This is a genomic window from Enterobacteriaceae bacterium ESL0689 (assembly GCA_029433525.1).
Lineage (GTDB): Bacteria > Pseudomonadota > Gammaproteobacteria > Enterobacterales > Enterobacteriaceae > JAQTIF01.
Genome location: JAQTIF010000001.1, coordinates 981,189 through 994,285, shown reverse-complemented (window position 1 = coordinate 994,285; position 13,097 = coordinate 981,189). Strand labels below are relative to the sequence as shown.

Below are 13,097 nucleotides of genomic sequence, written 5' to 3'. Positions count from 1 at the left end.
TCAATAATAGAGGCTGACTGGATTGCCAGATAAATCACTTTCCGTACCGAGTCGTCCGTCGGGAATACCTTTCGTTTCTTTATCGCCTGACGGATCACACTGTTCAGCGATTCAATGGCATTGGTCGTGTAGATGGCTTTGCGGATATCGGGCGGATAACCGAAGAACGTATTGAGATTTTCCCAGTGCGCACGCCAGCTCTTACTGATTTGTAGGTATTTCTCATCCCATTCGCTGGCAAACTTATCCAGTGCCATCAGTGCCGCTTCCTCTGTGGCGGCCTGATACACCGCTTTCAGGCCACCGGTAACGGCTTTGTAGTCCTTCCACGACACATATTTCAGACTGTTGCGTACCATGTGAATGATGCACAACTGGACATGGGTCTGCGGGTAAACACTGTTGATGGCATCCGGAAAGCCCTTCAGGCCGTCCACATAGGCAATCAGGATATCCTGAAGTCCCCGGTTTTTCAGCTCTGTCAGGACACTGAGCCAGAATTTTGCCCCTTCGTTTTCAGCCAGCCACATACCCGGCAGTTCCTTATGACCTGAGGTATTAATACCCAGCGCGAGGAACACGGCTTTGTTAATCACGCTGCCATTATGACGGACTTTTATGAAAATACAGTCAAGGTAAACAATGGGATACAAGGCATCCAGCGGGCGGTTTTGCTATTCGATAACCTGTTCTTTCACCGCATCAGTGACTTTAGATATCAGAGTGGGTGACATATCCGCATCATACATTTCCTTAAATGTATCAACGATTTCACGTGTGGTCATGCCTCTGGCATACCGGGACAAAATCTGGCTGTCCATCTGTGTGATACGGGTCTGGTTCTTCTTAATAAGCTGAGGTTCAAAGGTATTTTCGCGGTCACGTGGCGTACTGATTTCAATCTGGCCGTCGTCGCAAAGCAGGGTTTTAGATGAGTAGCCATTGCGGGTATTTGTGCCTGATTTTCTGGTATTTTTATCATACCCGAGGTGCTCAGTTAACTCCGCATTGCATTGAGCGCTGTTTCGACGGTCAGCTTCGTTAGCATCCGGGTAAACTGACTGAGGTCAGCTTCAGTTTTCAGGTTTTTGGCCAGTTCAGTTGCCAGTGTTCTGAGTTTTTTTCGTCCATAATTTACCTGCCTCTGTTGTTGCAGTGAAGATATCAAAAACAGGCAGATACACAATTTAAATTACAGGCTCCGCCTTGTCGTTTCTGGCAATAATAAAAGCCTATCCCACCAGGCGTTATTGGCGCAGCCAGTTTGGACACGAACAGCGCGGAGAAACCGCAGCGTACACGGAGTACGTGAGGATTTCGAGCACTGCTCAGGGCCAAAATGGCAAGTAAAATAGCCTAATGGGATAGGCTCTAAGGCATAACGGTTTTTCGCCATGAGGATGCCATAAGCGATACCACACTTCAGCGCATTGCGTCCATTGACGTTCTTCTGAATATCATACTGAATCGACCCAGGGACTATGCGAAATGGAAGTGATTATGAAACGATATCTGACTTTATCGTACCAGCGACTGAGCGCGGCGACGGTAGCGGCTTACGCCAAACCGGCAGAATGTGCTTACGCCGATTGCGTGACCGGATTGAATGAAATAGGCTTTCTTTTCATCAATAATATTACTGGCAGTCAGCAAGATGCTGAACATGCGATCGCGATGAAAGCTGGTGAGCAAGGTGCCTCGTGGTATCGCATCATCCGGATGCGTGAGAATCTGCAGCCCGATAACTGGTGGGTACAAGCGATACTCTACGCCTGACATCCTCGTCTCTGATGAGGATGTCAGGTCACGGGTGTTACAAATTGATCACTGACTGAGCCACTATCCGCCCTTCATTAACCACGTTGGCGCACCGCCTCATACAAACAAACACCGGTGGCGACAGAGACATTCAACGAAGAGACACAACCGGCCATCGGAATAGAAATCAGCTCATCGCAGTGCTCTCGCGTCAGACGACGCATACCCTCGCCTTCCGCTCCCATCACCAGTGCCAGTGCGCCCGTCATATTGCTCTGATACAGGGTATGATCGGCCTCACCTGCGGTGCCGACAATCCAGATATTTTCCCCCTGCAGAAAACGCAAAGTCCGCGCAAGATTGGTGACCCGAATCAGCGGAATGCTCTCTGCCGCGCCACAGGCTACCTTTTTCGCTGTCGCGTTAAGCGGGGCTGAACGGTCACGGGGAACAATCACCGCATGTACTCCCGCGGCATCAGCACTACGCAGGCAGGCTCCGAGATTATGCGGATCGGTGACACCATCAAGGATCAGCAAAAATGGTCGCTCATGCAGCGCCAGCAGATCCGCAAGATCGTTCTCCTGGTACTGACGCCCCGGTTTCACATCGGCGATAATCCCCTGGTGTACCGCACCTTCACTTTTCTGATCCAGAAACTGACGGTTAGCAACATGGATCACCACGCCCTGTTTTTCAAGGGAATGGATCAGCGGCAATAAGCGCTTATCCTCACGGTCTTTCAGTATATAAATCTGCTTAAAGCGCTCAGGTGCGCGTTCAAGCAATGCCTGTACCGCATGGATACCGTAAATCATTTCACTCATTGATAGACTCGTTACTGATTAATATTGCTGTATTAAAGGATACCTGCTTACTGAGCCGCCTTTTTTTTCGCTGCTCGTTTGGCCTTCACTGCTGCTGCGATTTTCTGCGTCTTTTCTGATGGCCTTCTGGCACGCTTCGTTTTCTTCTCTTTTGTCGCTTTGGTTGAATTTTTATTAGTGCGTGACGCGCTATCAGACGCAACATGGGTCTTTTTTTCTGCCCGACGACGGCCAGAAGATTTACCGCTATTGCCCGCCACGCGCCCTTTTTCGCGTGCCGTCTTACCCCGATTCCGTGGGCCACGTTCACTGGCGATCAGCGAAAAATCAATTTTGCGCTCATCCATATTGACGGCTTCGACACGAACCTGTACCCGATCACCAAGGCGATAGGTATGACCCCCTGACTCACCAATCAGACGCTGCCCGGCGGCATCGAAACGATAATAGTCGTTATCCAGCGAGGATACATGTACCAGCCCGTCGATAAACAGATCGTTAAGGCGGACAAAGAAACCAAATCCGGTCACACTGCATATCACGCCGGAAAAGATATTACCGACCTGATCCTGCATAAAGTCACATTTCAGCCAGTCACTTACTTCGCGGGTGGCTTCATCGGCACGACGTTCCGTCATCGAACAGTGTGTGCCTAACTGCAGCATCTCCTCCATGCTATAGTGCCAGCCGCCGGTGACGGTACTGTTACCCTCGAGTCCCTGCTCTTTGGCCAGCAAAAACTTAATCGTGCGGTGTAATAGCAGATCCGGATAACGGCGGATCGGTGAGGTATAGTGTGCGTAGGAGGGTAAGGCCAGACCAAAGTGACCACGATTTTCCGGATCATACACCGCCTGCTTCATCGAGCGTAGCAGCATCGTCTGCAACATTTCCGCATCCGGACGTTCCGCCACCGATGACAGTAACGCGGCATAATCCCGTGGTTCCGGGTCGTTTCCCCCCGGCAGTGCCAGCCCCAGTTCAGCCAGAACAGAACGGAAGGTCATAATGGCTTCTGTACTCGGTTTATCATGAACACGAAACAGCGCCGGTTGCTGCGCTTTTTCGACAAAACGCGCGCTGGCGATATTGGCCAGAATCATGCATTCTTCGATGATTTTATGCGCATCATTGCGCTGCATCTGCTCAATCCGCTCAATGCGTCGTTCGGCATTGAAAATAAATTTTGCCTCTTCGCTTTCAAACGAGATCCCGCCACGCAGGTCACGGGCACTGTCCAGCACCTGATAAAGGCGATGTAACTCTTCAAGCGGTGTCACCAGCGGCGCATACTCTTCCCGCAGTTGCTGATCGCCCTGTAAGATATGCCACACTTTGTTATAAGTCAGACGCGCGTGTGAACGCATGACCGCTTGATAGAATTTATATCCGGTCAGCCGTCCCTTCGCAGATACCGTCATCTCACACACCAGGCACAGGCGATCAACGTCGGGATTCAGTGAGCACAAACCATTGGAGAGTATTTCCGGCAGCATCGGTATCACCTGTGACGGAAAATAAACCGATGTTCCACGACGACAGGCTTCAGCATCCAGTGGCGTACCCGGACGCACATAGGCGCTGACATCGGCAATCGCTACCCATAACCGCCAGCCCCCGCCCCGTTTTTTCTGACAATAGACAGCATCATCAAAGTCGCGCGCATCTTCACCATCAATAGTGACCAGCGGTAAATCACGCAGATCGACACGCCCGACTTTCGCTTCTTCTGGTACCTGCTCCTGTAACCCAGCGATTTGCCGTTCTACGGCCTCCGGCCAGATATAAGGGATCTCATGGGTGCGTAACGCCATATCAACCGCCATACCGGTCCCCATATCATCGCCCAGCACTTCGACGATTTTACCGACCGCTTTCGCGCGACGGGTTGGACGCTGGATCAGTTCCACCACCACCACAAATCCCATGCGCGCGCCGAGGGTCGCTTCCGGCGGAATGAGGATATCAAAGCTTAAACGGTTATCATCGGGGACGACAAAACCAACCCCCGCATCGGTGAAGTAGCGCCCCACAATCTGGCTGGTTTTCGGTACCAGAACACGAACAATACGCGCCTCACGACGTCCTTTGCGATCAGGCGCGGGGGATTGCGCCAGAACCTGATCACCATGCATACAGTTTTTCATCTGCTCAGAGGAGAGATAAAAATCATCTTTACTGCCTTCGACGCGCAGAAAACCATAACCGTCACGATGACCAATCACGGTACCTTTCAGTAAATCCAGCCGCTCCGGCAGCGCATAACACTGGCGACGCGTGAAAACCAGTTGTCCGTCACGCTCCATCGCCCGCAGACGGCGGCGCAGCCCTTCCAGCTGCTCTTCCCCTTCAATATGCAGTTCTGCCGCCAGTTCTTCCCGGCTGGCAGGTTTTTCTCGTTTCGCTAAATGCGCCAGGATAAATTCGCGCCCAGGAATGGGAAACGCATATTTTTCTGCTTCGCGATCGTGGAAAGGATCTTGTGACATATCGGTTTCTCCGTTGTCATCGTTAATGAAGTTAAGATCACTCCATTAATAATAATTTATAAAGCGGTTGATTCTCTTCAACCAAATCTGCCAGCGTACAATTATCTAATTCGCTGAGAAAATTCTGTACGGCAGCCGCGAGCACCGTTTTTAAACGGCAGGCAGGCGTAATATGACAAAAATCACTGCTGCAATTCACTAATGATAGCGGTTCCAGCTTGCGCACGACATCGCCGAGGCGAATCATGCTGGCGGGTTTCGCCAGACGGATGCCGCCATTTTTTCCTCTTACCGTTATCACGTAACCGGCATGGCTTAACTGATTAATTATTTTTACCATATGATGACGAGAAACGCCGTAAACTGCCGTCACTTCAGAAATACTGGTCATTTTTCCATCGGGTAAGGTGGCCATATAGATCAATGCACGCAATCCGTAATCGGTAAAACTCGTTAACTGCACAGGCACCTCGGGATATTAAAGAAAACCAGATCGCATTGATATACCCGTTATCGATGCTCACTTACCACCCTGAAGCAATCTGCATGATCGCAGTGGCGGACATTATCATAATGGATGATAAATCATATCCGCACACAGGTCGTTAATGTATTGAAAATCAGGCAAGCTGGCAGCAAAACAAAGGGCGCCTGATAGCGCCCGAGAAATAAAGATTAAGCATCGAACGGATCGCGTAAAATTATCGTTTCAGTACGATCGGGTCCGGTAGAAATAATATCCACCGGAACCCCGGTTAACGCTTCAATCCGTGCGATATAGTTGATAGCGGCCTGTGGCAAGCCACTACGCTCTTTTACGCCGAAAGTAGACTCAGACCAGCCAGGCAGGGTTTCATAAATCGGCTCAATTCCCTGCCAGTCGTCTGCGGCCAGCGGAGTTGTGGTCACTTCACGACCATCGGGCATACGATAGGCCACACAAATCTTCACTTCCGGCAGACCGTCCAACACATCGAGCTTGGTCAGACAGAAACTCGACAAGGAGTTAATTTGTACCGCCCGGCGGATAGCCACGATATCCAGCCAGCCAGTGCGACGGCGGCGGCCGGTAGTGGCACCATATTCATTGCCCTTCTGACACAGAAACTCACCGGTTTGATCGAATAATTCGGTCGGGAAAGGCCCGGCACCCACCCGTGTCGAGTAGGCTTTGATGATCCCCAGCACATAATCGACATAACGTGGGCCAAGACCGGACCCCGTCGCCACGCCACCGGCGGTGGTATTCGAGGAAGTGACATACGGATAGGTGCCATGATCGATATCCAGCAACGTCCCCTGAGCGCCTTCGAACATCACCCGATCACCACGCTGGCGCGCTTGATCAAGCAAATCAGCCACATCGACAACCATCGACGTCAGAATATCGGCAATCGCCATCACGCTATCCAGCACTTGCTGATAATCAACCGCTTCTGCCTGATAGAAATTCACCAGCTGGAAATTGTGATACTCCATCACCTCTTTCAGTTTGTCAGCGAAAGTGGCTTTATCAAACAGATCACCCACACGCAAACCACGACGAGCCGCTTTATCTTCATAAGCCGGGCCAATGCCACGTCCGGTGGTACCAATCGCTTTGGCACCGCGTGCTTTTTCACGTGCCGCGTCGAGGGCAACATGATAATCGAGAATAAGCGGGCAGGACTCGGATAACAGCAGGCGCTCACGCACCGGGACGCCCTGCTCTTCCAGCTCTTTCATCTCTTTCATTAACGCCGACGGCGACAGCACAACGCCATTGGCAATAACACTGGTGACGTTTTCGCGCAGAATACCTGAGGGAATAAGATGGAGAACGGTTTTTTTACCGTTAATAACAAGGGTATGGCCTGCATTGTGCCCACCCTGGTAGCGCACAGCATATTTAGCGCGTTCAGTCAGGAGATCGACGATCTTCCCTTTACCTTCGTCACCCCATTGGGTGCCCAGTACGACGACGTTGTTGCCCATTTTTGAAAATCACCGTTTGCTTAAAAATGGATTCTAGCATCGCTTTTTCAGAGTTACAGCACTTTATTGCGCTAAGCGGCGTAAACAGAGATCGGCATAGCCTGATCTGAGAGAAAAAAGCAATAAAATCACTAAAATAGCGCTATAAATCGCGTTTTTTCACACTTTACAACAGATTGTGCTTGTTGCCTGCCACATTCCACTTATGAGAAGCTAAAAACAGCGACGGCGGCGCACCTGCCGCTTAACCGATCAGCACCACAAACAGAAGGGAAGCATGATGCCACGTAATCTCGTCCCCGGTTTCTGTATTGTTCAGCAGGCAGGTCAGCTCCATTTCCAGGCCAGCATGTTGTTTCGTGATGCCAACTCACCCGCCGCACGCCTGTTTATGCACCATAACGCCGACACGCCGTGGCTGATACCCGGTCAGGTGATGATTGTTACTGACCCCAACACCCCTCTTACCCCGTCGCTGTTACAGTGCCTGCAGCAGACGAAACGCCAGATCAACCAGCGCTTTATCGGTTTCACCCCGGATGAGGCGGGTTTTCTGCATCGCCACTATGGCACTATCGCCGCCCTCACCGCCGCCGGTGACAAAATTTTCTCCACCACTGGCGATGCTGGAGAACGCTATTTCAGCGCGATTAAGAGTACCCTCGGCAAAATTGAGACCGCTTATCAGACGCAGTACCGCGCCCAGGGGACGCTTAACAACGAACGGTTTTTTGCTGAGCGTCGCCGGCTGCCTGAGGAGCTGAAAACGATGGTCAATAAACCACTGCTGAAATCACTCTCGCGCCAGGCGCTGGATCTCTCCAGTCGTTCGATTGTCCATCAGTAGTCAAGGGCCGGTATCGGTGGTATTCCTGGCTATCAACACTATCTCGGCGCAGCGACGAAAGTGGCCCGGTTTTTAAAAGCCGGGGGATATATTGGCATGGCGTTTTCTTTTGCGGGCACTACTAATGATGTCATTCATACCTGCACTACTGGTCGCGAAAGTGAATGCGGACGGGTGGCTTTTAAAAAATATGTAAAATTTACTGCTGGCACCGCTGCTGGAATAGCCAGTGGTGGTGCTGGCGCATCGGCTGGCGGGTGATGTATTCAATGTGTTTATTTCGTCTCAAACATAATATTCGCGCTCAATAAAAGTACCAATGATCCTGTCATGCGTTTCAAAAGATTTTGAGTACCCCAGGGTCTTACGATTCAGTCGCTTTAATCGGTTACGCAAATTCAGGTTTTCCCGTTCAATCCGCTGTGTATAAAGCTTACCCCTGATATGTTTTTCATCCGGCAGCAGATCATAAGCACTGAAGTTATCGGTACACCAGAAGGCGACATGAAAACCTGACAATAATTTCAGTAACCTGCGCAGTGTCTTTTTGCTTCTGCGTCCAAAAGTATGAGCAATAATTCGTTTGAGGCGAGGCTCCCATGCATACCACAGCCAGCGTTGCTGCTTTTTACTGCCGACAAAAGACCACAACTCATCCACTTCACAGATAAGCTGGATTTGCTGATTATCCAGCGGAAACGTGGTTACACATCGTGGGGCGAGTTTTTTAAAGTGCGGACAACGGCATTAATGCTGATATGCAGAGTCCTTGCGGTATCGCGGATACCGGCATTATTCATGGCAAGGTCAACAATTTGTTCTTTCATGCCGGGCAGGCAGGCACGGTAAGCGTAATCGACCTGGAAAGTACGGCAGCATGACTGACAGCGATAGCGCTGAAATCCAGCTTTACCCAGACCATGCTTTTTAACGGGTTCAGTTTGTTGACAAAACGGGCATGTTACATCAATTTTAGCCATCTGGCGCACCTGTTAAAAAGAGTGATTATACAACATGATAAACACGTTGAATACATGACCGATACCTGCACCACCAGCCGCGAAAATAAATGCAGGCAACAGACGAATATAAAAATTTTAGCCATTAATAACAACCGGTCATGGCGCACCATAAAAAAACCACCGCCCGATCAGCGGTGGTTTTGCCTTAATAAGAAAAGACAATCAGTGGGCGGTCGTCGCTGGCGTCTTCATATAGCGGAAGAAATCACTATCCGGACTGAGAACCATCACATCCTGATTATTCTGGAAGCTATTTTCATAAGCTCGCAGGCTACGAATAAAGGTATAGAATCCCGGATCCTGGCTAAAGGTATCCGCAAAGAGCTTCGCGGCATAGGCATCACCTTCACCCCGGATAATCCGTCCCTCACGTTCCGCTTCAGCCAGTGTTTTCGCCACTTCATAGTCCGCCGCCGCACGCAGCTTCTCGGCTTCCTCCTGACCCTGTGAACGATGGCGACGAGCAACAGCCTCACGCTCCGCACGCATATGATTAAAAATGGCTTTTGACACTTCCGTCGGCAGATTGATCTGCTTGATACGGACATCAACCACTTCAATACCTAACGCGGCCATACTGTTTGAATTGATCGGTGATACTTTGCCATTCGTCTCCGCCGAGACACGCTCTGCCGCTTTAGTAATAGCATCATCGGCCGCTGGCGTACTGACTTCATCTTCCGTACCTGCAGAGCCGGAGTTAAGTGCTTTACGCACTTCCAGCGTCAGACGACCCCGGGAATCTGTAACGATATCTTTCACATCCAGACGGCCAATTTCTGAACGCAGACGATCAGAAAATTTACGTTTAAGCAACACTTCAGCCTGGGAAATATCACCACCACCGGTGGCCAGATAGTAACGACTAAAGTCACTGATCCGCCATTTGATATAAGAATCAACAATCAGATCTTTTTTCTCTTTGGTAAAAAAGCGATCTGCCTGATTATCCATCGTCTGAATACGCGCATCCAGCATTTTGACTGATTCTATCAGTGGGATCTTAAAATGTAATCCCGGCGCATACACCAGAGGTTTATTGTCGCTATCGCGCAGCACTTTACTAAAACGCAATATCATGCCGCGCTCACCTTCCCTGACCACAAAAACCGACATATATAGCGCCAGCAACACGATGACAATTATCGCGATAACAGATTTACGCATTGTTATTCCCCCTGGCGCTGATAGTCATTACGCTGGGCGTTTGCCCGGCGTTGATCCATGATATTACCGTTCGTCGTGGCCGGTGTATCACTGGTCTGGCTGGCACCGGTTGCCGATGGCAGGTGCAGTTCATCGCGATTATCACTATGAGTGTCCTTTGTCGCAGGAAGCGAAGTGTTGCCTTTCAGCATTTGCTCCAGCGGTAATACCATCAGGTTGCCACCCTTGTTGTCACTCACCAGCACTTTACGGGTATGACCCAATACTTTCTCCATCGTTTCGATATACAGACGTTCACGGGTAATTTCTGGTGCGGCTTTATATTCCGGTAAAATACGGGCAAAACGCGCAACTTCACCTTCTGCCCCCAGCATCGTCTGGATTTTATAGGCACGCGCCTCTTCGAGAATCCGCTGAGCCTGGCCATTCGCGCGCGGTTGTACTTCGTTGACATAAGCTTCTGCTTCACGAATATACTGCTGTTCGTTCTCACGGGCGGTAATCACATCATCGAATGCGGGTTTCACCTCTTCCGGCGGACGTGCGTCCTGGAAGTTAACATCCAGTATAGTCACCCCCATGTTGTAAGGACGGATCGTCTCTTCCAGCTCACGCTGAGTATCATTACGAATGACGGTACGACCTTCCGTTAAGATACGATCCATCGTGTATTTGCCGATCACGCCTCGCAGGGCGCTATCCGTCGCCTGTCTCAGGCTATCGTCAGGATTCGTGACATTAAACAGATACTGTTCAGGATCGGTCACGCGATACTGGACATTCATCTCCACACGGACCACGTTTTCATTAGATGTCAGCATGACACCTGACGCGGCCTGTTCACGCACTGACTCGACATTAACGGCCTGAACACTATCGATAAAGGAAGGCTTCCAGTTAAGGCCCGGATCCACCAGATGGCTGAATTTTCCAAAGCGGGTCACAACACCGCGCTCCGCTTCCTTGATGGTATAAAAACCACTGGCTGCCCAGATAAGAACTGCCGCAGCGATAGCGATACTGACGATACGTTCATTCACGCCTTGCGTACCTTTACCATTGCCACTATGACCCGATCCTTTTTTACCACCACTCAGCCCACTGAGTTTTTTACTTAAATTACGGAAAATGTCGTCCAGATCAGGAGGCCCCTGCTCCCGACTTCCTTTATTACCATTTCCCTCAGGGTTGCCGCCAGGTTTGCTGCTCCCCCACGGGTCGCGGTCTTGTCCGTTATTTCCGGGCTGATTCCACGCCATGTATATACTCCATAATTGTTTTTGCTATCCCCATACGGGTTAATATCTGCAGGAAAACTGTGAAGTTAAATCAGATAATCAACTAATACGGGTTCGTGTTTACAGAGACGACGCCAGTCGACTATCGGCATACGCACTTGCAATCCTATGCTACCGTCATCTTCCTGCCACTCTTTTTCTATTGCCTGAAGCTGATAGAAGCGACTTCTCAGACGCCCTTCCTGAGGTGGTAAACATAGCCGGTATTGCACCACTTCACCGGAAAGCCGTTCGGTCAACGCCTGAAAAAGGAGTGCTATTCCCGCGCCGGTCTGTGCAGAAAGCCATACCCGAATCGGTTTATTCTCTTCATCCCGATCGATACGCGGAACAAAATCATCCAGCATGTCGATTTTATTCATCACCTGTAACACCGGGATCGCATCCGCCTCAATTTCTGCCAGAACCGTATTGACCGCATCAATGTTATCCTGCCGACGAACATCCGCAGCATCAATGACATGCAGTAGCAATGTCGCCTGACGTGTCTCCTGCAAAGTGGCTTTAAATGCCGCCACCAGATCGTGGGGTAAATGGCGAATAAAGCCAACTGTATCCGCGAGGATCGTCTCCCCCACATCCATCACATCAATACGGCGCAATGTCGGGTCGAGAGTAGCGAATAATTGATCTGCGGCGTAGACCTCAGCGTCCGTTATCTGATTAAACAAGGTGGACTTTCCGGCATTGGTATACCCCACCAGAGACACGGTTGGCACATCAGCTTTAGCACGTGACTGCCGCCCCTGCTCACGCTGTTTTTCTACCTTCTCCAGCCGCGACAGGATCTGCATAATACGGTTACGCAGCAATCGACGGTCAGTCTCCAGCTGCGTTTCACCAGGCCCACGTAAACCAATGCCGCCTTTCTGCCTTTCAAGGTGCGTCCAGCCACGTACCAGACGGGTCGACAGATGACGCAACTGTGCCAGTTCGACCTGTAATTTCCCTTCGTGAGTACGCGCACGCTGGGCAAAAATATCTAAAATCAGCCCGGTGCGATCAATCACCCGACATTCGCATAAACGCTCCAGATTACGCTCCTGAACCGGAGTCAGCGCATGGTCGAACAAAACGACCGATGCCTGCGTCGCCTTGACAGCTTCTGCAATTTCAACCGCCTTCCCTTCACCGACAAAATATTTTGGCTGCGGTGCTTTACGGCTACCAGTAATCACCTGTATTGCTTCGACACCAGCAGAGGAAACCAGAGAGGTAAACTCCTGAAGATCCTCCGTATCTTTGTCTTGCGAAAAATAGATGTGTACCAGTACCGCCTGCTCACCGGAATCATAACGGTCAAACAAGCATCAACCCCTTATAAAACATCAGCGGGGAACGCAGAAAACCTGGTTCCCCGGTATAAAAGAACAGCACCTGCCTTATTCGCCGTCTTCGCTATCTTGCGATAATGCGGAAGTTTCCTGCGCATTACCGCTGTTGTGGTAACTATTATTCGTTGCTGTACCCGTCGCGGCATTATTACTATGATGCGACACCGGACGAGCAGGAACAACCGTCGAGATTGCGTGTTTGTAGACCATCTGACTGACAGTGTTTTTCAATAAAATCACGAATTGATCAAAAGACTCAATTTGTCCTTGCAGCTTAATACCATTCACCAAATAAATAGAAACCGGAACACGTTCCCGACGCAAAGCGTTCAGGAACGGATCTTGTAAAGATTGCCCCTTAGCCATTCTCTCTTTTCCTTA

General features: G+C 50.3%; 12 protein-coding genes and 1 pseudogene. 3 read left to right on the top strand and 10 right to left on the bottom strand.

Features of this window, described 5'->3' with window-relative positions; genetic code table 11:
* Nucleotides 1–8: 8 nt before the first annotated feature.
* A pseudogene (locus PT300_04960) lies at nt 9–1,156 on the bottom strand (IS256 family transposase).
* A gap of 344 nt (nt 1,157–1,500) precedes the next feature.
* Here PT300_04960 and PT300_04955 point away from each other — a divergent pair.
* On the top strand, nt 1,501–1,776 hold the full coding sequence (locus tag PT300_04955; GenBank protein ID MDF7679995.1) for a DUF1471 domain-containing protein: 276 nt from the start codon (nt 1,501–1,503) through the stop codon (nt 1,774–1,776).
* A 77-nt stretch (nt 1,777–1,853) separates the two neighbouring features.
* Here the strand turns inward: PT300_04955 and rlmB are convergent, their stop codons facing one another.
* The 4 genes from rlmB to PT300_04935 all read right to left on the bottom strand — a co-directional run bounded on the left by rlmB (nt 1,854) and on the right by PT300_04935 (nt 7,048).
* Complete coding sequence (gene rlmB, locus PT300_04950; GenBank protein ID MDF7679994.1) at nt 1,854–2,585, bottom strand: 23S rRNA (guanosine(2251)-2'-O)-methyltransferase RlmB; 732 nt, start codon at nt 2,583–2,585, stop codon at nt 1,854–1,856.
* Between the two features lie 47 nt (nt 2,586–2,632).
* On the bottom strand, nt 2,633–5,074 hold the full coding sequence (rnr, locus tag PT300_04945; protein MDF7679993.1) for a ribonuclease R: 2,442 nt from the start codon (nt 5,072–5,074) through the stop codon (nt 2,633–2,635).
* Nucleotides 5,075–5,111: 37 nt separating this feature from the next.
* Complete coding sequence (gene nsrR, locus PT300_04940; protein ID MDF7679992.1) at nt 5,112–5,537, bottom strand: nitric oxide-sensing transcriptional repressor NsrR; 426 nt, start codon at nt 5,535–5,537, stop codon at nt 5,112–5,114.
* 212 nt (nt 5,538–5,749) lie between these two features.
* Nucleotides 5,750–7,048 carry an adenylosuccinate synthase gene (locus tag PT300_04935; GenBank protein ID MDF7679991.1) on the bottom strand — a complete coding sequence of 433 codons (1,299 nt, stop codon included), beginning with the start codon at nt 7,046–7,048 and terminating at the stop codon, nt 5,750–5,752.
* 277 nt (nt 7,049–7,325) lie between these two features.
* On the opposite strand from PT300_04935, the gene PT300_04930 reads away from it, so the two are divergent.
* The gene (locus PT300_04930) at nt 7,326–7,895 is read left to right on the top strand and encodes a hypothetical protein (GenBank protein MDF7679990.1); all 570 of its coding nucleotides are present in this window, start codon (nt 7,326–7,328) and stop codon (nt 7,893–7,895) included.
* A 60-nt stretch (nt 7,896–7,955) separates the two neighbouring features.
* Complete coding sequence (locus PT300_04925; protein ID MDF7679989.1) at nt 7,956–8,156, top strand: hypothetical protein; 201 nt, start codon at nt 7,956–7,958, stop codon at nt 8,154–8,156.
* Between the two features lie 24 nt (nt 8,157–8,180).
* Here the strand turns inward: PT300_04925 and PT300_04920 are convergent.
* The 5 genes from PT300_04920 to hfq all read right to left on the bottom strand — a co-directional run bounded on the left by PT300_04920 (nt 8,181) and on the right by hfq (nt 13,082).
* A protein-coding gene (locus tag PT300_04920) for an IS1 family transposase (GenBank protein MDF7679988.1) occupies nt 8,181–8,875 on the bottom strand; the annotation gives its coding sequence in 2 pieces (ribosomal slippage) (nt 8,181–8,626 and nt 8,626–8,875; 696 coding nt in all).
* A 204-nt stretch (nt 8,876–9,079) separates the two neighbouring features.
* Nucleotides 9,080–10,084 carry a protease modulator HflC gene (gene hflC / locus PT300_04915; GenBank protein MDF7679987.1) on the bottom strand — a complete coding sequence of 335 codons (1,005 nt, stop codon included), beginning with the start codon at nt 10,082–10,084 and terminating at the stop codon, nt 9,080–9,082.
* A gap of 2 nt (nt 10,085–10,086) precedes the next feature.
* A complete protein-coding gene (hflK, locus tag PT300_04910) occupies nt 10,087–11,343 on the bottom strand; it encodes an FtsH protease activity modulator HflK (GenBank protein MDF7679986.1) in 1,257 nt (418 codons plus the stop codon).
* Between the two features lie 65 nt (nt 11,344–11,408).
* Nucleotides 11,409–12,689, bottom strand: a complete 1,281-nt coding sequence (hflX, locus tag PT300_04905; protein MDF7679985.1) for a GTPase HflX — start codon at nt 12,687–12,689, stop codon at nt 11,409–11,411.
* A gap of 75 nt (nt 12,690–12,764) precedes the next feature.
* On the bottom strand, nt 12,765–13,082 hold the full coding sequence (gene hfq / locus PT300_04900; GenBank protein MDF7679984.1) for an RNA chaperone Hfq: 318 nt from the start codon (nt 13,080–13,082) through the stop codon (nt 12,765–12,767).
* Nucleotides 13,083–13,097: the final 15 nt, after the last annotated feature.